Genomic DNA, 20,438 nt, shown 5'->3' on the forward strand with positions numbered 1-20,438 from the left:
CTTTTTCGCTCTGTATAGTTTTATTTAGGGAACATATTAAGAATAATTCCGTTTATTTAAAAAAGGAGTGTTCACAAATGAATGTATCGGAGGAGAATAAAGAATTTTCACCTTTGGTTGAGCAGAATCAATTCAAACATGTGATTGGTCATTTTGCCAGCGGTGTTTCGATTATCACCGTGAGGAATAATGAAGTCGATTTTGGGATTACGGCAAGTGCTGTCAGTTCCGTTTCTGTTGAGCCGCCAATCCTTCTTGTTTGTGTCAATAAAAGTACGGGAACCTGCCATGCGATATCAGCGGTGAAATCCTTTACGGTCAATATTATGAATGATAATCAAAAAGAGCTGGCACTAAGATTTGCCAGAGCCAATACGGATAAATTTAAGGATGTTAATTTTTCATACGGCGAGTTAGGAAATCCTGTTTTAGGGTCTATACTTGCACACCTTGAATGTCGGGTGGTTGAGGAAGTCACAGGAGGTACTCATTCCGTTTTTCTGGCTAAGGTGCAAAATGCATATGCGGCTGATGGCGAACCTTTAGTGTACTACCGCGGGAAATTTGGGCAATTTTTGGAGGGTTAATTTGAAATAGATTCAGTAATTGAAAAAACTTTTTTAAGGGGGAAGTCGTATGGCACTAATGACAGGTAAACAATACCGGGATTCGCTGAATGATGGAAGGGAAGTTTATATAGATGGGGAAAAGGTTCGGAATGTCGCTGAACACCCTTCATTTAAGCCAATTATTGATGTGAAAGCAAGAATGTATGATATGGCACATGAAACAAAATTTGCAGGTATATTAACCACTACATTGCCGGATGGCGAACTAGTGTCCCGTGCGTATAAAGCGCCTGAAACAAAAGAAGATTTGAGCGCTATTCGCAAGCATGTGGAGACAGTTCTTGATGATCTTGGCGGGGTTGTCTATCGGGTGGGCGATGAAACGATAGGAGAAATGTGGTCTCTATATGACGCCCAAGATAAATTGAATGAAATTGATCCGACTTATGCGAAAAACATTAAGTACCATATTGACCGTGTTGCTAGAGAAGATTTGTTCCATGTCTCAGCGAATACCGATCCAAAAGGGGACAGAAGTAAATTATTCAGCGGAAAAGACGGGGGAACATTGCTTCACGTGGTCGAGGAAAATGACCAAGGCATTGTGGTAAAGGGTGCAAAATTCGAAACAGCGGCAGCCTATGCCCACCAAGCATTCGTTAAGCCAACGATTTTAGATTGGAATGCGGGGTCAGAAAAGATGGCTCCCTTTGCATGTGGATTCATTTGCGATATGGGATCCCCTGGACTAAAATCTATTTGCCGGACATCCCTTGGTACCGACCGAAATCCACAAGATTATCCAATTGCAACAAAGTTTGAAGAAATAGATACATTACTTATTTTTGATCACGTTTTAATTCCATGGGAAAATGTCCTATTCCATCGCTCCTTAGAATCAGCTGCCTACATCCGTTCCACTCTTCATCGTTATTCTGCCTTTAACTACACCCTTAGAATGTTGCGAAGAGCCGATTATTTAATCGGAGCTGCATTATTGAATGTCGAACAAACCGGTTTAACCCATCTTCAAGCAGTTAAAGAGAAAATTTCGCAGCTCATCAATTATCGCGAGGGAATCAATGCGCATTTAACCGCTGCTGTTGCCGAAGCGGAAAGAAGCCCGGGCGGATTGATGATGCCAAATCAATCGCTTCTTTATACCGGCCGTGTATTTGCGTTAGCTAATTTCCCGGCGATGGCCCATTTAACCAGAGAGTTAGTCGGCGGCCAATTAGCGGTAACTCCAGATTCTACGACGATGGCAGATCCGGAAATCAAGCAATATTTTGAGCAATATTACTCCGTTGGCGAGTGGACGCCTGAAGACCGAGGCAGATTACTTTATTTTGCAAGAGATTTGTTGAATTCCTCATACGCCGGCCATCGAACAACGTTTGAATTATTTGCTCAAAGTCCGCCATTTGCCCAACAGATGGCAGTGTTTAACAATTTTGATATGGAGCCACAGCGGGAATTGGTCCGGCAGGCAGCAGGGTTGAAACAGCCTGTACCTGTTTCTACTATGTAAATTAATCAAACTGAAAGGAGTTTTTTCATTGGAAATTCATACATCAGGTACCTTGAAGCTCCCAAAATCTGTTATAACGATTGGTGCCCTTGATGGTGTTCATAGAGGGCATCAGGCATTGCTTTTAAAAACAAAAGAACGGGCGGAGAAGCTTGGGGTTCCTTTTGTTGTCTATACCTTTGATCCGCCTCCGAAGGTTTTCTTTAAAAAATGCCAAATGATCACCACGCTGGAAGAAAAGCTCAACCGCCTTGAAATGCTGGGCGTAGAATATGTAATTGTCGGCCAGTTCAACGAGGCGTTTACTAAACAAACTGTTTCTTCCTTTATAAATGAGCTGCAGACAATTAACCCTGTTGAAATCTGGGAAGGTCCAAACTTTCAATTTGGAAAAGATCGAAAGGGGAGCATTGCCGATTTAAAGCATTATTTTAATGTCGGTGTTTTAAACCCACTGAGATGTGAACAAGATGAATTAATCTCGTCGTCACGTATTCGTACACTCTTAAAGCAAGGAAACTATACTTTAGCAAAAAAATTACTAGGAGATACACGTTTTATTTCCTTTTTTTCAGAAAAAACCTATGCCATATAAAGAAATAAACCAAACCTAGTAAAATGATATGTTAACCAAATAACCGGAGCAGCAATAATGGATCACATTCCAAATTGTTGCTCTCTATTTTTTCATTTTAATGTCAAAGTTGGAAAGTGAGGCATGGTGATTTGAAAATAAATCTTAATCGATTACTAATAGATCTAGAGAAATATGCGGAGTATGGAAAAAATGAACATGGTGGTGTCACTAGGCCTAGTTTTTCTAAAGCTGATCATCGGGTTCGTCAATTGTTTATCGAAGAATTAGAGGATATGGGCTTACAAGTAACGATTGACGGAGCAGCAAATATTTGGGGAAAGCACAAAGGCAATGGGACAAAAAAAGGGAGTATCGTGATTGGCTCTCATTTGGATTCGGTTCTGAATGGAGGTAAATATGATGGTCCGCTGGGTGTCCTCATGGCAAAAGAAATTATTAGAACGTTAATAGAGGACAAGGTTATATTGGATCATGATGTTGAAATTGTCTCCTTCACCGCGGAAGAATCAAATGATTTTAATTTATCGACATTCGGCAGCCGCTCCTTTGTAGGTCGGTTAACTGTTGAAAAGTTACACGATGCTCGCGATTCAAAAGGTGGTCTGCTTCATGATGAATTGATAAAGGTTGGCGGCGGTCTAGATAAATTCCCCATGATGGTGAACATGCAAAATGATAAAAAGGCTTTTATTGAACTCCATATTGAGCAGGGTCAACGATTGGAAAGTGCTAATATTTCAATGGCGGTCATTTACAGTGTTGTCGGCACATTTCGCAGTTTTGTTAAAGTGATTGGCGAACCCAATCACTCCGGTACGACGATGATGCAGAATAGGAAAGATGCGCTCACAGCTGCGGCTGAAATGGTCCTTGAAGTTGAACGGTATTGCAAAGACAAAGGGGATGTAGTTGGCACTGTAGGGAAATTAAATGTAAGCCCGAATGCGGCGAATATAATTCCGGGTCAGATTGATTTTATTTTTGAAGTAAGGGCGGAGACAGAGGAGAAAATTGAAAATACAGTAGAGGCCATCCAAGAGGCTTGGCAGGAAATTGCTAAGAGAAGACAAGTAAAAATCCAACAAGAAGTATTTCTTGATCAAAAACCAGTTGCTTTAGATCAAGATATTATTACGATTCTTGAAAATGCTGCTACGGAAATGGATGAACCTTGTTTGACTCTGCCGAGTATGGCCGTGCATGATGCGGCCCATATGGCAAGTATCACTAAGTCTGCTATGATATTCGTGAAAAGTATTGATGGGAAAAGTCATTGCCCTGAAGAGTATAGCCATCCGAACGATATTGAAAAAGCAGGAAACTTAATTTTGCAAGGAATCGTTCATATAGACCGTGCCCTTTCTGTAACGGAGTATAGTGTACCACCTGGCAATTAATGAATGAATGCAGGATTTGGAGAAGGTTATTTTTTGCATACTTTCATGTAAAGAATGAAGGCAGTTGCTATTTAATTAGCACGCCTTTTTTTGTTTATTATTCTACTAAAACTATCTATAGTTTCCTCAATAATTGGTCTATTATTAAGGGATATTGATGTGCAAGATTAAGGACGAAATATGATATAGTAAATAAAAAATATTGAATTTATAAAATAATGAATTTTTAGAAAATTTAATTGACATAAACACTGCGGAAGTGTTATTTTTAATTAAAAGAATAGTTAAAGAAATAATCCGTAAATAAAAAGTTAGAAAGGGCTCCAATCAGGGGAATTATTAGGGGGGGATGAATATGGCATTAAAAACAGGTGAACAGTACCGTAAGTCACTAAATGATGGCAGGGAGGTCTATATTGACGGGGAAAAGGTAAAGAATATTGCTGAACACCCATCCTTTAAGCCAATCGTGGATGTGAAAGCTAGAATGTATGATATGGCACATGAAAAGGAATATAAGGAAACCTTAACTGTAATGCTGCCAGATAGCGAAATTGTTTCCCGAGCTTACAAAATGCCTGAAACAAAAGCCGACTTAACTGCTATTCGGAAACATGTGGAAACGGTTCTTGATGATCTGGGTGGCGTTGTTTATCGGGTTGGGGATGAAACAATTGGAGAAATGTGGTCCCTCTATGACGCCCAAGATAAATTGAATGAAATTGATCCAACTTATGCAAAAAATATTCAGTACCATATTGACAGAGTTGCTAGGGAAGACTTGTTCCATGTCTCAGCGAACACCGACCCAAAAGGCGACAGAAGCAAATTATTCAGCGGAAAAGACGGTGGAACATTGCTTCATGTAGTTGAGGAAAATGACCAAGGCATTGTGGTAAAGGGTGCGAAATTCGAAACAGCCGCAGCCTATGCTCACCAGGCATTTGTTAAACCAACGATTTTAGATTGGAATGCCGGGTCAGAAAAGATGGCTCCTTTCGCCTGCGGATTTATTTGCGATATGAGTTCACCGGGGCTAAAACATATATGCCGGACATCCCTCGGTACCGACCGAAATCCAAAAGATTATCCAATTGCAACGAAGTTTGAAGAAATTGATACCTTACTTATTTTTGATCACGTTTTAATTCCATGGGAAAATGTCCTATTCCATCGCTCCTTAGAATCAGCTGCCTACATCCGTTCCACTCTTCATCGTTATTCTGCCTTTAACTACACCCTTAGAATGTTGCGAAGAGCCGATTATTTAATCGGAGCTGCATTATTGAATGTCGAACAAACCGGTTTAACCCATCTTCAAGCAGTTAAAGAGAAAATTTCGCAGCTCATCAATTATCGCGAGGGAATCAATGCGCATTTAACCGCTGCTGTTGCCGAAGCGGAAAGAAGCCCAGGCGGCTTGATGATGCCAAATCAATCGCTTCTTTATACCGGCCGTGTATTTGCATTAGCTAATTTCCCGGCGATGGCCCATTTAACTAGAGAGTTAGTCGGCGGCCAATTAGCGGTAACTCCAGATTCTACTACGATGGCAGATCCGGAAATCAAGCAATATTTTGATCAATATTACTCGGTTGGCGAGTGGACGCCTGAAGAACGAGGCAGATTACTATATTTTGCAAGAGATTTGTTGAATTCCTCTTACGCTGGCCATCGGGCGACGTTTGAATTATTTGCCCAAAGTCCGCCATTTGCGCAACAGATGGCCGTGTTTAACAATTTCGATATGGAGCCGCAGCGGGAATTGGTGCGACAGGCAGCTGGGATTAAAAAGAAAACTACCAAAACTTCTATTAACTGATTATATTTTGGTGCAAATAGGAGATTTGAAGTTATAGAGATTTCCAAAATTGCAAATAGAAAGAGGAGGACTTAAATTGGCAAATTCCACAAAATTAATCGGGAAGAAAATGGTTATGTTTATGGTTCTCGCAATATTGTTAGTTGGGTGTTCGGCAACGAATACTTCATCGGGAAATGGAAGTTCCGCTTCCGAGGGTGGCGACACCATTAAGGTAGGCTTACAAGCACCGATGACTGGTGATAACGCCCAGTATGGACAAGATATGAAAAATGGTGTGGAACTAGCTTTTAAGAAGATTAATAGTGATGGCGGAATAAATGGGAAAAAGCTTAAGTTGATTGTTGGGGATGATAAAGCAACCCCTTCAGAAGCGGTTGCGGTAGTAAATAAAATGATTATGAATAATGGGGTAAAGGCCATTATTGGAGGATATAATTCATCACCAACATTGGCAGCACAGGAGGTTTCTGGACCAGCAAAAGTACTTCATTTAAATATGGGTGCAAGTCCTGAACTATCAAAACAGAATAACAAATACCTGTTTCGGGTCATCCTAACTGGTTCTGTCTATGTTCCTGCCGTAATGAGATATATGTCTGAAGAGAAAAAGGTAAAGAAAATTGCCGCTCTATTTGAAAATACTGATTATGGTATCACCATGTATGATGCTGCTAAGGAATCCACAAAAGAGCTAGGTGTAGAATTTATTACTGCAGAAAAATATAACCCTGGTGATAAAAACTTTTCTGCGCAATTATCAAAAATTAAAACACTGAATGCGGATGCAGTAATGGTTGTCGGTCTATACAATGAAGTTGCCTTAATTGAGCAGCAAGCAAGACAAGCAGGTTTAAATGTACAGTTCTTCTCGCCCGATGATTCGATGTATTCAAAACAGCTTATCACTTTAGGTGGAGATGCCGTTGAGAATCATATATTTGCATCGATGATTGATTTAAATGCAGACACAGAAGAGATGAATGAATTTAAAAAATTAGCTAAAGAAAATAATATTCCAGCCCAAGCCAATACTGCCATTGCCTATGATGCGGCCATGGCTCTAGCTAAGGCATTGACAGAAGGCGGGGGCGAAGCCGAAAAGGCTCGCGATGCTCTAGCGAATATCCAATATAACGGAATTACAGGACCTATTAAGTTCGATAAAAACGGTGATCGTTCCAATACACCGATGATAATGCAGGTGCAAAAGGGTGACTTCGTGGTAATTAAAGAATCGGAATAGGGTGATTATTTGTGTTTGTTGATCAGTTAATAAATGGAATTGTCCTAGGCAGCATTTACGCGTTAATGGCGATTGGTTACACAATGGTATGGAATGTGCTCCGTTTTATCAACTTTGCACATGGTGAAGTATATATGGGAGGGGCATTCGTGTCCCTTTATCTTCTATTATTAGATACACCAATCTGGTTAGCCTACATTGGTGGTGTATGTGCCGGGGCTTTGCTTGGTTATTTAATGGAGAAAATGGTGTACATGAGGATGCGGAGTGCACCGAAATTAAATTTACTTATTGCAGCTATTGGGATTTCTATTGTACTCCAAAATTTAGCTCAATATATTTGGGGAGCAACACCCGAGAGATTAACATCGCCATTTCTCTCTAAAAATATAGCAATTGGAGATATGATGATTAATCAGCATTATATATTTATCATTATTCTTACCATTGTTGTCATGATTGCATTAGAGTTATTTATTAATCGAACACTTATGGGGAAGGCAGTTCAAGCGGCCTCACAAAATATTAATGCAACGCAACTAATGGGAATTAATGCTAATAAGATTATTTCTATCACCTTTGCCATTGGTTCTGCTGTCGGTGCCCTTGCAGGTATATTGGTAGGACCAGTATTTCTAGTTTATCCAACCATGGGCGTATTCGCTGGACTTAAGGGATTTACGGCATCCGTTATGGGGGGGATGGGAAATATTCCTGGTGCAATGATTGCAGGGTTATTACTTGGAATTATCGAAAGCTTCGCAGCTGGCTTTATTTCCTCCGGTTATCGTGATGCGGTAGCGATGGTGATCTTGTTATTTATTTTATTAGTACGTCCTCAAGGAATATTCGGAAAAGTTATCCAACAAAAAGTATAAAGGAGGGGAGAAGATATGGGACAATTCAAACATCGAGGATTCCTGAAGATCGGTCTTATTTTAGCAGTGGCTGCCTTATTTTTCCTACCTCTTGGAATATCGAATCCTTACGTTATGTATATTATTAATCTTATATTAATATATGTTCTTCTTTCTCTAGGACTGGACTTAATCGTTGGTTATACGGGGCAGGTTTCAATTGGTCATGGGGCATTCTTTGGAATTGGTGCGTATGTAGCCGCAATACTAGGTAAAAATCTAGGTTTCTCATTATGGATAAATCTCCCTTTATCCATCGCGGTTACTGCCTTAATCGGTTTTGCTATTGGATTTATTGGATTGAAATTAATTGAAGAATATCTAGTTATGGCGACTCTGGCTTTTGGAACAATCATCTGGCTTGTTTTTCTAAACTGGACGGATTTAACAGGTGGACCAATGGGAATATCGGGAATTCCCGCTCCGCCTACAATTAAATTGGGTTCCTTTGAATTTCCGTTTATTCAATATCATGACTATTATCCTCTATTATTAATTTTTGTGCTGCTTGGTATTCTAATCACACGGTTAATCATCCATTCCGGATTTGGGCGTGCCTGCACCGCTATCCGTGAGGATGAACTTGCTGCCCAAGCAATGGGCATTCCAGTGTTTAAAACAAAAGTCATGATGTTTACCATTTCGGCAGCCTTCTGCGGTGCTGCGGGTGCCTTATATGCCCATTTTCTTCATGTTGTCAGCCCGGAAACATTTGCTTTTGGAATGTCCGTAACCATATTAACAATGGTCATGATTGGCGGACAAGGCTCGATTGCAGGGTCGATCATCGGAGCGTCAATTCTTACTGTTTCTTCAGAGGTATTAAGGGAAACACCGGAATTAAGGATGTTGATTTATGGATTATTGATTGTTATCATGATCATGTTTTTCCCAAAGGGAATCATGGGTTTATTCAAAATTTCGAAGAAACGTCTACTTCAAAGAAATATACAAGCTAAGAAAGCTGCGGTGGAGAAAGAGGGGTTGAGTTATGAACAGTGAGCATGTGAATGATTCAGCTATTCTTACAGTTACTGATCTTTCCAGGACTTTTGGCGGGGTAAAGGCAGTCAATAATCTATCATTTTCTGTTTCAGAAAACAATATCCATGCAATCATTGGTCCAAATGGAGCAGGGAAAAGTACATTATTCAACCTTATCACGGGCGTTATTACACCTAATCAAGGGAAAATCCAGTTAGTAAATCAAGATATTACCTCTTTAAGACCGGATAAAATTGCTGAGCAAGGGGTTTCACGAACCTTCCAAAATATTCGTTTATTTCCGGATATGACTGTATTTGAAACAGTCTTAATAGGAACGTATCTATTAACTGGCGGCAAGCTGCTGCCGGCCGTATTTCGAACAAAACACTTTCGGAACAAGGAACGTCAGGCAAAGGAACGAATTGAAGAAATTTTGAAATTTGTCGGGCTGTGGGGCATGCGCCATGAGTATGCGGCAAAATTATCATATGGAAATCAAAGACGGGTGGAAATTGCCAGGGCCTTGGCGACAAATCCACGGTTATTATTATTAGATGAGCCTACGGCGGGAATGAATCAGAAAGAAACAAAAGAGCTTATGCAGTTATTCTCAGAGGTTAATAAACAAGGTATTACTATTTTAATCATTGCCCACGATATGCATCTTGTAAATACGTTGTCCAACCAAATTACTGTTATCAATTTTGGGGAAAAGCTAGTGGAAGGACCCCCTGAAATAATTCAAAGTCATCCTGCCGTAATAGAAGCCTACATGGGGAGGGCTGAAGTAAATGCTTAATGTCGAAAATGTAAGTACATATTATGGACAAATATGTGCGTTAGACAATGTCAGTATAAAGGTGGAAGAAAAAGAAGCAGTTTCGGTAATTGGTTCCAATGGAGCGGGTAAAAGTACCCTTTTGAAAACAATTATCGGAGAGCTCCGTCCTAAAAACGGTGATATTCAACTTTCTGGCAGATCAATTATTAATGAAAAGACGTTTAAGCTTGTTAGCCGGGGAATGACACTTGTGCCAGAAGGACGACATGTATTTCCATTACTTTCTGTGTGGGACAATTTGCTTTTAGGCGGTTATACTATTCCATCGAGAGAGCGTCATCAAAGGGCTGAAGAGGTTACAGAGCCTTTTCCTATTCTTCGCGAGAGGAAAGACCAATTGGCGGGTCTTCTTTCGGGTGGGGAGCAGCAAATGCTTGCGATTGCTCGGGCAATGATGACGAGTCCGAGACTATTATTATTGGATGAACCTTCTATGGGGTTATCACCTAAACTAGTTTATGAAGTATATGAAAAAATATCTGATTTACATCTTCAAGGAACCACTATACTTTTGGTTGATCAAAATGCAGAAATGGCCATTGATTTTTGCAGCCGCGGGTATGTTCTGATGGCTGGAAGTTTAGTAGGTCACGGATCGAAAAGTGAGTTGAAAGAAAGCGAGATTGTTCATCGATCATACCTTGGATAATAAAACTTGGAAAAGGGCTTTTCGAATACTTGACAATTTTCAGAATAAACTATATATTACCATTAAGGAATAAATAAGGACTAATTCCGTAAGTGGGAATAATTTACTTATAGGAGGAATTATCAATATGTCAGTTCATGGTGAGGCAAAAAAAGTAGAAATTCAGAGATTCCGAAAGTTCAAAACAGATCAGTACTATCCTAAACATTTGGGGAAACCAGAGCACCACATTGTCAATGAATTTAGTATGGCAGTAAGAGCAGGAAATAGGATTTTTTTACGAGGGCAAACAGGTTTTGACTTAGATGGGAACTTTCACGGCGTTGGCGATGTCGTAGAGCAGGCGGAAATGGCATGCAGCTGTGTAAGGCAGTTAATTGAAGAGGCAGGCGGCACTATAAATGATATTTGTAAAATTACTGTTTATTTGATGAATCGTGAAGATCGCAGCAAGGTATATCCGGTTATTGGTAAACATTTTAAGGATGTTTATCCTTGTAGCACGGGATTATTAGTAAGCGGATTTGCAATGCCTGAAATGTTAATGGAAATTGATGTTGAGGCAGTTATAAGCGAATAGTGTAATTTTATCGAGTATTATTTCTATTTTCAAAGTGTAAATAGTAAAAAGTAGGAAATTTTATTCAAAGGGGGAGAAAAATGACATTTTCGGTAGCAGGCCGTTGTTCTTCCACGGGTGCCTTGGGCGTCGTTGTTACGTCCAGCAGTCCATCCGTTGGGGCAAGGTGCCCATGGGTTAAAACAGGAACTGGTGCTATTTTAACACAAAATGTTACAGATCCAAGATTAGCAACTATTGGTTTGTCTGTATTGGAAAACGGCTATGATGCCGAATCAACCATTCGCTCAATGAAGGAAGCTTCTCCTTTTTCAGAGTACCGGCAGCTGGCTGTTGTTGATTCTAAGGGAAACTCAGCTGCATTCACGGGGAGTAAGGCATTAGGTGTCCATGGAGAATTTTGTGATCAAAATGTAGCAAGCATTGGAAATCTTCTTAGTGACCCTACTATTCCCAAAGCCATGGGTCAAGTGTTCTTACAAACTGAAGGGCTACCATTGACAGAAAGATTAATTTTGTCAATAGAGAAAGGATTTCAGATGGGTGGCGAGTTGGACCAGGAACATTCAATCGGACTTCTAGTATTTACAGATGATCCCTTCGCATATGTGGATTTAAGAGTGGATTATAGTGAACACCCACTGGAGGATTTAAAAAAACTATGGGAAATATACGAACCGCAGGCAAACGCCTATAAGGTAAGGGCAGTCATCCCAGAATTGGCACCTTCATATGGGGTAAAAGGTGACGTGTAAAGGTTTTTAATAGTAACATATTATCTTAATGCGATAGTTTACCAAAAAAGCTTGAGGACAATGTCTCAAGCTTTTTTTTGTTCAATTTACTTCCAGGACCATAATTCCATTATGTAAACTAAATTTGCGCGCTAAATTTAACAAGAAATTTGCAAAGTGTAATTATTTATTGAAAGGCATCGTTTATTATTGGTAAAGTGAAATTAGAGATGGACGAAGAATTGAAATCCAAGGTATTTTTAAGTTTTTAAGGAGGAATATGCTTGATCAAGCAAGGGGTTATTTCGCTGGGAGAAGCATTTGTAGATTATATCTCAACTAATAGGGCGAATACAAAATATCAAAAGCTGCTGGGAGGTGCAACGGTCAATTTGGCTGCAGGAACCAGGAGACTAGGTGTTCCATCTTATTATTTGTGTAAACTAGGGACAGATGAAATCAGCCAATTCGTTGAACAAGAATTAAGAAAAGAAAACATTAATACCGAATTTTGCGTTCGTACTCCCAGGAAAAAGATTTGCGGTGTATATGTTCATCTTAATGAAATCGGTGAGCGCTATTTTCACTCTTACATAAACCCAACTCCTGACGAGGTTCTTTCTGAAGATCAGCTTGACAGAGGACTATTTGAAAAAGCAAAAATCTTTTATTTCGGATCTGGAACACTTTTTCACGACTCGGCTAAAGAGACAACCAAAATGGCACTAAAGTATGCTAAGGAATCTAACACGTTGGTTGCTTTTGACACAAACCTGCGCCTAAAGCGTTGGGAGAGTGAGGAACAATGCCGGAAAACGGTTAAATCTTTCTTAGTAGATGTTGATATTGTCAAGCTTGCTGAGGATGAGGTATTGTTTCTAACGGAAACAAAATCAATTGATGCTGGGATAGAAGAATTAGCCCAATGGAAGATTCCATTTCTCTTTATAACACTTGGAAGCAAAGGTGCCTATGCTGTTTTACATGGTCGGAAAACACATGTTCCTGGTATTGAGGTAAATGCTGTTGACACAACCGGGGCAGGTGATGCCTTCATGGCAGCGTTATTGTATAGATTTCATGAAAAAGGGGAGCCGGCAGATCTCACGCAATTAGCAGAATATACACAATTTGCTAATCGAGTCGGTGCTAATGCGACAACGAAGATAGGTTCTTTGACCGCAGCAATCAAAATAGAATGACAGACAGATCATGTCTATTCTTTTCTAAGATTGTATTGTGGGAAGGGATTAAGGATTGAAAGTGGAATATATATAGAAGCAGCGTTAATCGCTTAATTAGTTTGATATGAATTTTTTTGAATTCATCCATTTCCTGAGAAAAAAAGGTGGTACCATTTATGACTAATATTCCAAGACCGGCTTCAACGGTAGTGTTAATAGATGATTTGTCTAGGGTCTACTTGACCAAAAGACCTGAAACGATGAAATTTATGGGTGGATTTTATGTTTTCCCCGGTGGGTCGGTTGATAAGGATGACTATACCAACAGTAGTGAATGTATAAACTATGTTAATCGTAATGAATTCTTCGATCCCGCCTATTATGTTGCTGCTGCAAGAGAACTATTTGAAGAAGTGGGCGTTTTAGTCTGCAAGACAGACGACGGTGCGGATGTTTATTTGGAAGCAGGAACTGCAATGGAATACCGCCGTCTCCTTTTGAAAGGGGAAATGTCCTTTATACAACTAGTAAAAAAGGAAGGACTTCAGTTTCAGCTAGATAGCTTAGAGTATTTTGGACAAATTATCACACCGAACGTGAGTCCGATTCGATTTGATACCCGATTTTTTCTGACAAAGCTCCCAAATGGTCAATCCCCACTACCTGATTTGAATGAGATAAGTGATGCCTTATGGATTTCACCAGCCGATGCATTATTGGACTATCAAAATGGGAAGATTTCTTTGGCACCACCAACTATCCATGCGTTGACGACGATTTTGAATTATCAAAAAGGAAGCCCTTTGATGATGCCTGAGTTTCGATTGAGCGATTATAAATCAGTCTTTTAGAGAATAATAGGAATCCTGTTGAGTCACTGAACCTTCTTTCATCAATTTAATAAGATGTGCCTCGGTTGTTCTTTTGGCGACCTCAAATACACTCGGATGCGGAAGTTTTTCGTAAATTATCTTTGTTAAATGGGTAGAAGTTAGTTGCAAATGCTCTTTGAGCAGGGATTTGATTTGGTTTTCTCGATATAATCTGCGATTTAAGACGAAATCAATATGTTCATAGGTATTTAAAACCCAATCCCCATGCCCTGGTCCAATTTTAGTTAATTTCAGTTGCTTTAGGCGATTTAAAGTGTGAATATAGTCTGTCATATCCCCATCCGGGGGACCAATCCAGGATGTGCCTTCTGCCACGATATTATCTCCAGCTAGGAGCACACGTTTTGATGGAATAAAAAGGTTTAACTGACCTGAGGTATGGCCTGGTGCATGGATAATGTTAATATCTTCCCCAGCAACTTTTATACTATCGTTATCATTTAAAAATGATATCTCATTCCAAGGTGAAATCACGGTAAGTGTAGCTTGTTTTTCAAGATGATGGCAGTAAACAACAGGCGTCCAATCCGTTAATTGACGAACACCAGGGGCATGGTCCGGGTGTGAGTGTGTTAGAATAATAGAGTTTGGGATGGCGAAATCGTTTTCCCTTATTGCTCTCTCTAATTCTATTTTCGTTTCTACTTTGTCATACCCGGCATCGACCAAGATGCTTTCCTGATTGTTTCCGATTAAATAGCAATTTGTTGTGGTATGTGGCAACAAAGTTGGCGTCGGAATCGGCACACGGATTATTTTTAAATGATTTAATTTCTCCACTGACATCTTCCTTTCATTTCAAACAGCACTCAACAGAACATAATTAACATTTTCATCATGAAAACATGAAATTCCTGCTAAAATAGACGGGGACAAGAAACCATTAATTCTAGCAAACACAAAGTGCCCCGTTAAAATTAGTTCAGCACCTCAGGGTTAACCAAGTTCTTTGGCCGTTTACCATTTAGTCCGGCCATTAAATTTTCTACCGCCAGTTTTGCCATTTTTAGTTCTGTTTCAAAGGTGGACGATCCAATATGAGGGGTAGTCACAACATTAGGAAACTGAAGAAGTGGATGATCCGCTTTCAGTGGTTCTATTTGGTATACATCCAGTGCCGCTCCATGAATCTCGTTATTTCTTAATGCCTCAATAAGTGCAATTTCATCCACTGTTTTTCCGCGCGAACCATTTACAAAAATAGCTGATTTTTTCATCACTGCAAATTCCCGTTCACCAATTAAATTTTCAGTTTCTGGTGTAAGCGGGGTCATTAAGCAAACAAAATCTGATTCCTTTAGCAGGGTATCAAGGTCACAGTAGGCAGCGTTGTAGTTTTCCTCAGCCTCAATATTTCGGGTTCGGTTGTGGTACAGAATATTCATATCAAAGCCTAAATGGGCGCGTTTGGCGATCTGCGAACCGATTTTCCCCATACCGATAATCCCCAATGTTTTATGATGGACATCCATGGCATATTGTTCAGTCGTTAAGTGCTGTTTCCAATTCCCAGCCTTCACAAAACGGTCCAACTCAGGGATGCGCCGTGCAGCCGCAAGGAGAATGCCAAAGATAGCATCGGCTGTGGTATCCTCCAGGACCCCGGGAGTATTTGTTCCCATAACTCCTCGCTTGGTCATCTCTTCAATGGAAAGGTTATTAAATCCAGTCGAGTTATTCGAAACAATTTTTAAATTGGGTGCACGGTCTAGTAGTTCTTTATCCACCGGAAGCGCTAGGCCAACAATTCCTTCAGTTTGGTTTAGTGCACTTAAAAATGCAGGGTCAGTTTTTGGATTAATCCCTGCAAAAAACTCTACTTCAAAGGTATCATCTAATAATTCAAGAGTTTCAGGTAAGGCAAAGTTATAGGCAATTATTTTTCTGCTCATAGCGAAAAGTTCTCCTCTCTTTTGGACAATTTATCTTTAAGTTGACACAAATTTTTATGGGAGTCAACAATACAGAATATGAATGAGTAAATTGACCAAGTTCAAATTACTCTTTTAGCAAAAATCAGAAAACCTGATAATGATTTTAAAAACAAAGAATATTTCTTGAAGGACAGGACTAGGTATGGAAACATTACGACATAAAAAGTGGTAGGATGGAAGTAGGTTAAAATGGAAAGGTGGATATCGAATGAAATATAACTTTGATGAAATAGTTAATCGGAGAGGGACCTATTCATTAAAATGGGATGGCGGGCAGTTAATTAAAGAGATTGGACTAACGGAACGATATGATGATGAAACAATCCCCTTGTTTACCGCGGATATGGATTTACCTGTACCCCAGCCATTAATTGATGCCCTACATAAAACGGTTGACCATCGGATTTTTGGTTATTCAATTTTTCCGGATGAGTATTTTGCTGCTATCCAGCATTGGTTTAAATCGAGACATGATTGGGATATCAAGAAAGAAGAGATCATTTATAGTCCAGGAACTGTTCACGCTTTGAATATTGCCGTAAAGGCGTTTACCAATCCGGGTGATGGGATCATTATCCAACGGCCCGTTTATCCGCCCTTTACAGCGGCTATTGAAGCAAACGGACGGCAAGTCGTGAACAACCAGTTGAGAGCGAACAGTGAAGGCTATTATCATATCGATTTTGAGGATTTTGAAGCGAAGGCAAAAGAAGAAAAGACGAAAATGTTCATATTATGTAACCCGCATAATCCAGCAGGAAGAGTCTTTACTGTGGAAGAGTTAAGAAAATTAGCTGCTATTTGTGCAGATAATGGTGTGCTCATCGTTGCAGATGAAATTCACGGGGATTTAATTCGTCGGAATCAAACTTTTATCCCGATTGCAAAAGCAGTGAACAATGTTAAACAGTTGATTACTTTTACAGCCATTAATAAAACCTTTAATGTAGCAGGGCTTCATTGTACAAATGTAATCATTTCGGATCCAGAGCTTAGGAAAACATTTAATCGTGAAATGGGCATGCATTTACCCTCACCATTTACAGTTTCTGCCCTTATCGCCGTGTACACTGAGGGGGAAGATTGGTTGGAACAATTGAAAGAATATCTCGATGAGACCATGGAATGGGTTGTCAGGTTCGTGGTGGAAAAAATGCCGAAGGTAAAGGTTCGTATCCCTGAGGGAACCTATATCATGTGGATGGACTTTAGTAATTTTGGGCTATCGCCCGAAGAAGTTCATGACCGTATTTATAATAAAGCGAATGTTTTGCTTGAAGATGGAAAAATGTTTGGTGAAGAAGGAATAGACTATCAAAGAATTTGTATCTCATCACCTCGACCGATTATTAAGGAAGCATTTGAGAGAATTGCAAGAGAATTTGAAGACCAGATTTAAAAAAAGCGAACAGTGCCTGGCACTGTTCGCTTTTAGAGCATTTATGGGTAGTGGTCCTAAATTTGCTAGTTCATTTAGCCTATCTTGTTGGAGTATTCTACTACCAACTAAGCCAAAAATCCTTTTTTAAAATTTTTGAATAAGAGTGTCAAGCTTTCTATATAAAATCCCCCATTATTTTGCTAAAATATTAATAAGATAAAATATGATTATCTACGATTTATAAAATACTAAAACAATGAAAATCTTTTAATATGGAAGAATTCTTCAGTTAATTTTTTGAATAATGCGATAATGCAATTGGGAGTAGGAGGAACAGTAATGTGGGAGTTTGATATGGATATAGATCAAGTGGCTAAAATTAAAGTAATCGGTGTCGGCGGCGGTGGAAATAATGCTGTTAACCGAATGATTGAGGATGGGGTTCAAGGTGTTGAGTTTATTGCGGTTAATACAGATGCACAAGCACTTCAGTTATCAAAAGCAGAGATTAAGATGCAAATTGGTGCATCCTTGACCAGAGGTTTGGGAGCAGGGGCTAATCCAGAAGTCGGCAGGAATGCCGTGGAAGAAAGCAAAAGGCAGCTTGAGGAGGTATTAAAAGGAGCAGACATGGTTTTCGTTGCAGCCGGAATGGGCGGTGGAACGGGAACAGGGGCCGCACCCGAGATAGCACAAATTTCCCGCAAACTTGGCGCTTTAACAATTGGTGTTGTCACACGCCCGTTCGGATTTGAAGGCCGTAAACGTGCAATCAATGCTGCAAGTGGAATCCAATTAATGAGGGAAGCCGTTGACACCTTAATTATTGTTCCTAATGATCGTTTGCTGCAAATTGTCGATAAAAAGACACCGATGGTTGAAGCATTCAGGGAAGCTGATAATATCCTTCGCCAGGGTGTTCAAGGAATATCGGATTTAATTGCTGTCCCAGGCCTAATCAACCTTGATTTTGCTGATGTGAAAACGATTATGTCCAACCAAGGCACAGCTTTAATGGGCATTGGGGTAGCAAAAGGTGAAGGCCGTGCTGCTGAAGCCGCTAAAAAAGCCATTTCCAGTCCATTACTTGAAACATCCATTGACGGTGCTCAAGGTGTTTTAATGAATATCACAGGCGGGAGCAGTTTGAGTTTGTATGAAGTCCAAGAGGCTGCCCAAATTGTCGCCTCTGCAGCTGACAAGGAATTAAACATGATTTTTGGTTCTATAATAAACGAAAGTTTAAAAAATGAAATTATGATTACGGTTATTGCTACAGGATTTGATGATAGAGAGATTCCATCCAATAAGCCATCTTCCAACCCCTTAAGAGGTGAAATGCCAAAATCTCAGTTGCGGGAACAGTCAAGACATGAACAGGTAAAACGGGAAGAACCCGAACGAGAGATAATCAGGAACCACCCGGAGCCAGAAGAATCGCTGGATATCCCAACGTTCTTGCGGAATCGGAACAAAAGGCCTAGATAACTGATTTTTCCATTGTGGCTTTATCCCTTTTTTAGGGAGAATTATGAAAGGTTGCGGTCTTCGTGAATATTTATGGAATCGTATTGGCGAGCGGTCTTTCCAAACGAATGGGAAGCCAAAAGCTTCTTCTCTCTTGGAAGGATCAGCCGCTCCTTGAGCATATCTTAATGAAGACGTCACAAGTACCATTAACTGGAGTTATTTGCGTTTTACCCGCCGATGAAACAAAACGTTTAGAAATTGCAAGTAAAAACGGCTGCCAAATTGTACGTAATAACAATCCAGGATTGGGAATGGGAGGCAGTCTAGCACTTGCGGTACGGTCAGTGCCAGTAACTGCGGATGCCGTTATCATTTTATTAGCGGACCAGCCTGAGCTAAATTCTGACGATATTGAACAGGTTCGAAAAGTTTACTTACAAGAAGCCTCCTTACATAAAGAAAAGCTTATTATTCAAACGAACTATGCTGACGGGAAAATAGGTCATCCGATTCTTTTTTCAAAATCCTTCTTTTCGGAACTAAGTCAACTTAAGGGTGATCAGGGCGGAAAACATATTATTCAATCAAACTTGGAAAATGTTCTTTTCTATAGAAGCAAGAATAACTATCCTTCTGATATTGATACCATCGACGATTATTGCCATTTATTAAAGCGGCATTAAGGAAGATTCATAAAGGAGGCAAGCGGTGTCAGGCACCATCCATTTTCATGGATGGTGCCTGACACTTTTTTGTTTTACATTTTGGTCAAATAGCATTCTTAAACGTTTACCAAGGGAAAATTTAGGGAAAGGATTATAACGATAATTAAATTTAATTTTCCAATAGTGCATAGGATACGAGTAAGGTAATATTTACCTTTACCTATTTGGTAATGTGGGATGAAAGGAGTGAACGGACATGTCTGGTCCGAGCTTAAGAAAAACCGATGCGCATTCGTCCATCCATGAAGCATCGCTAAATGAGGCATTAGAGTTGAGAGATATATTTCGTAAATGCCTGGAAGATGGAGAAACGGACAAGGCATTACAAGTTTTAGAGGTAACCATCGAACATTGGGAAACACGGACGCTGAAACATGCGGAAGAGGAAGAGGAAGGATTGTATAAGGATATCATTAATGAACATCCAGACCTCTTACATACTGTTATCCAGTTGACACGGGACCATGATTTGATGCGCCGGATTGTAGACAACATAAAAGATAGATTACAAACACAGGAACCAAATATGGAAATAGTTACTTTATTAGACAGTCTTGTCATCATTGATTTGATCCATAATGAAGATGAAATGAATAAACTTCTCGCAAATGGCAAATGATAACCTAGGAAAATTTAGGTAATTAAGGAAGTGGGAGTAAAGTGAGTGGAAAATATGTAATTGAGGAAAAACTATTACGTTTTGCTGCACCCGCCTTATATAAGAAAATGGTCGAAACATTTTCGCGCTATAATATCCATCCGTTTGATATCCATGGGACTGTTGTAAAAAGTGAAGATGGCTATGAGATTATTTTGCGTTTTTCTCAATCTTTTTCACAGACTGTGACAACAACCGTCAGCTTTGAACAAGCTAGTAACCCGGATGAAGAGGTGGTTCTTTTTTTTGAAGAAATAGCGGAGAAATGTAAAACACAGTTAATTTCAGATTACTATAAAATGATCAAATTATAGAAGGAGCT

At 39.7% G+C, this 20,438-nt stretch carries 21 protein-coding genes; 19 read left to right on the forward strand and 2 right to left on the reverse strand.

Annotated elements, in window-relative coordinates:
* Positions 1-77 precede the first annotated feature (77 nt).
* The 14 genes from BSO02S_RS03140 (at position 78) to BSO02S_RS03205 (ending at position 13,906) form a co-directional block, all read left to right on the forward strand.
* Entirely contained in the window at positions 78-587 is a 510-nt protein-coding gene (locus tag BSO02S_RS03140; RefSeq protein WP_066062286.1) for a flavin reductase family protein, read from the forward strand.
* A 49-nt stretch (positions 588-636) separates the two neighbouring features.
* On the forward strand, positions 637-2,100 hold the full coding sequence (locus BSO02S_RS03145) for a 4-hydroxyphenylacetate 3-hydroxylase family protein (RefSeq protein ID WP_066062291.1): 1,464 nt from the start codon (positions 637-639) through the stop codon (positions 2,098-2,100).
* A gap of 28 nt (positions 2,101-2,128) precedes the next feature.
* Positions 2,129-2,695, forward strand: a complete 567-nt coding sequence (locus tag BSO02S_RS03150) for an FAD synthetase (protein WP_066062294.1) — start codon at positions 2,129-2,131, stop codon at positions 2,693-2,695.
* A 131-nt stretch (positions 2,696-2,826) separates the two neighbouring features.
* Positions 2,827-4,095, forward strand: coding sequence for a Zn-dependent hydrolase (locus BSO02S_RS03155; RefSeq protein WP_066062296.1), 1,269 nt, complete (start codon positions 2,827-2,829; stop codon positions 4,093-4,095).
* A 355-nt stretch (positions 4,096-4,450) separates the two neighbouring features.
* Positions 4,451-5,917: a 4-hydroxyphenylacetate 3-hydroxylase family protein gene (locus BSO02S_RS03160; protein ID WP_066062299.1), complete on the forward strand. Its 1,467-nt coding sequence runs from the start codon at positions 4,451-4,453 to the stop codon at positions 5,915-5,917.
* Between the two features lie 76 nt (positions 5,918-5,993).
* A complete protein-coding gene (locus BSO02S_RS03165) occupies positions 5,994-7,163 on the forward strand; it encodes an ABC transporter substrate-binding protein (RefSeq protein WP_066062302.1) in 1,170 nt (389 codons plus the stop codon).
* Positions 7,164-7,174: 11 nt separating this feature from the next.
* Positions 7,175-8,041: a branched-chain amino acid ABC transporter permease gene (locus BSO02S_RS03170; RefSeq protein WP_066062305.1), complete on the forward strand. Its 867-nt coding sequence runs from the start codon at positions 7,175-7,177 to the stop codon at positions 8,039-8,041.
* 15 nt (positions 8,042-8,056) lie between these two features.
* Positions 8,057-9,082: a branched-chain amino acid ABC transporter permease gene (locus BSO02S_RS03175; RefSeq protein ID WP_066062309.1), complete on the forward strand. Its 1,026-nt coding sequence runs from the start codon at positions 8,057-8,059 to the stop codon at positions 9,080-9,082.
* Entirely contained in the window at positions 9,072-9,866 is a 795-nt protein-coding gene (locus tag BSO02S_RS03180; protein ID WP_066062312.1) for an ABC transporter ATP-binding protein, read from the forward strand. The genes BSO02S_RS03175 and BSO02S_RS03180 overlap by 11 nt, the downstream gene beginning before the upstream one ends.
* A complete protein-coding gene (locus BSO02S_RS03185; protein WP_066062315.1) occupies positions 9,859-10,557 on the forward strand; it encodes an ABC transporter ATP-binding protein in 699 nt (232 codons plus the stop codon). The genes BSO02S_RS03180 and BSO02S_RS03185 overlap by 8 nt, the downstream gene beginning before the upstream one ends.
* Before the next feature lie 127 nt (positions 10,558-10,684).
* The gene (locus tag BSO02S_RS03190; protein WP_066062317.1) at positions 10,685-11,137 is read left to right on the forward strand and encodes a Rid family hydrolase; all 453 of its coding nucleotides are present in this window, start codon (positions 10,685-10,687) and stop codon (positions 11,135-11,137) included.
* A gap of 80 nt (positions 11,138-11,217) precedes the next feature.
* Positions 11,218-11,892: a DUF1028 domain-containing protein gene (locus BSO02S_RS03195; RefSeq protein WP_066062320.1), complete on the forward strand. Its 675-nt coding sequence runs from the start codon at positions 11,218-11,220 to the stop codon at positions 11,890-11,892.
* Between the two features lie 263 nt (positions 11,893-12,155).
* Complete coding sequence (locus tag BSO02S_RS03200; protein ID WP_066062323.1) at positions 12,156-13,073, forward strand: carbohydrate kinase family protein; 918 nt, start codon at positions 12,156-12,158, stop codon at positions 13,071-13,073.
* A 158-nt stretch (positions 13,074-13,231) separates the two neighbouring features.
* A complete protein-coding gene (locus BSO02S_RS03205) occupies positions 13,232-13,906 on the forward strand; it encodes an NUDIX hydrolase (protein WP_066062326.1) in 675 nt (224 codons plus the stop codon).
* Here BSO02S_RS03205 and BSO02S_RS03210 read toward each other — a convergent pair.
* Together BSO02S_RS03210 and BSO02S_RS03215 are read right to left on the reverse strand one after the other, a co-directional pair.
* Positions 13,895-14,728, reverse strand: a complete 834-nt coding sequence (locus tag BSO02S_RS03210; protein WP_066062329.1) for an MBL fold metallo-hydrolase — start codon at positions 14,726-14,728, stop codon at positions 13,895-13,897. The two genes, BSO02S_RS03205 and BSO02S_RS03210, sit on opposite strands and share 12 nt — an antisense overlap.
* A 137-nt stretch (positions 14,729-14,865) precedes the next feature.
* Complete coding sequence (locus BSO02S_RS03215) at positions 14,866-15,840, reverse strand: 2-hydroxyacid dehydrogenase (protein WP_066062332.1); 975 nt, start codon at positions 15,838-15,840, stop codon at positions 14,866-14,868.
* Between the two features lie 250 nt (positions 15,841-16,090).
* On the opposite strand from BSO02S_RS03215, the gene BSO02S_RS03220 reads away from it, so the two are divergent.
* The 5 genes from BSO02S_RS03220 (at position 16,091) to BSO02S_RS03240 (ending at position 20,430) form a co-directional block, all read left to right on the forward strand.
* On the forward strand, positions 16,091-17,281 hold the full coding sequence (locus BSO02S_RS03220) for a MalY/PatB family protein (protein ID WP_066062335.1): 1,191 nt from the start codon (positions 16,091-16,093) through the stop codon (positions 17,279-17,281).
* Positions 17,282-17,602: 321 nt separating this feature from the next.
* Positions 17,603-18,751 (forward strand): cell division protein FtsZ, encoded by a 1,149-nt coding sequence (gene ftsZ, locus BSO02S_RS03225; protein WP_066062338.1) that lies wholly within the window; start codon positions 17,603-17,605, stop codon positions 18,749-18,751.
* 62 nt (positions 18,752-18,813) lie between these two features.
* Complete coding sequence (locus BSO02S_RS03230) at positions 18,814-19,416, forward strand: nucleotidyltransferase family protein (protein ID WP_066062342.1); 603 nt, start codon at positions 18,814-18,816, stop codon at positions 19,414-19,416.
* Positions 19,417-19,654: 238 nt separating this feature from the next.
* A complete protein-coding gene (locus BSO02S_RS03235; protein WP_066062345.1) occupies positions 19,655-20,077 on the forward strand; it encodes a hemerythrin domain-containing protein in 423 nt (140 codons plus the stop codon).
* Positions 20,078-20,118: 41 nt separating this feature from the next.
* Positions 20,119-20,430 carry a hypothetical protein gene (locus tag BSO02S_RS03240; RefSeq protein WP_066062347.1) on the forward strand — a complete coding sequence of 104 codons (312 nt, stop codon included), beginning with the start codon at positions 20,119-20,121 and terminating at the stop codon, positions 20,428-20,430.
* Positions 20,431-20,438: the final 8 nt, after the last annotated feature.

Origin of the sequence: Neobacillus soli NBRC 102451, assembly GCF_001591665.1 — a bacterium.
Lineage (GTDB): Bacteria > Bacillota > Bacilli > Bacillales > Cytobacillaceae > Neobacillus > Neobacillus soli.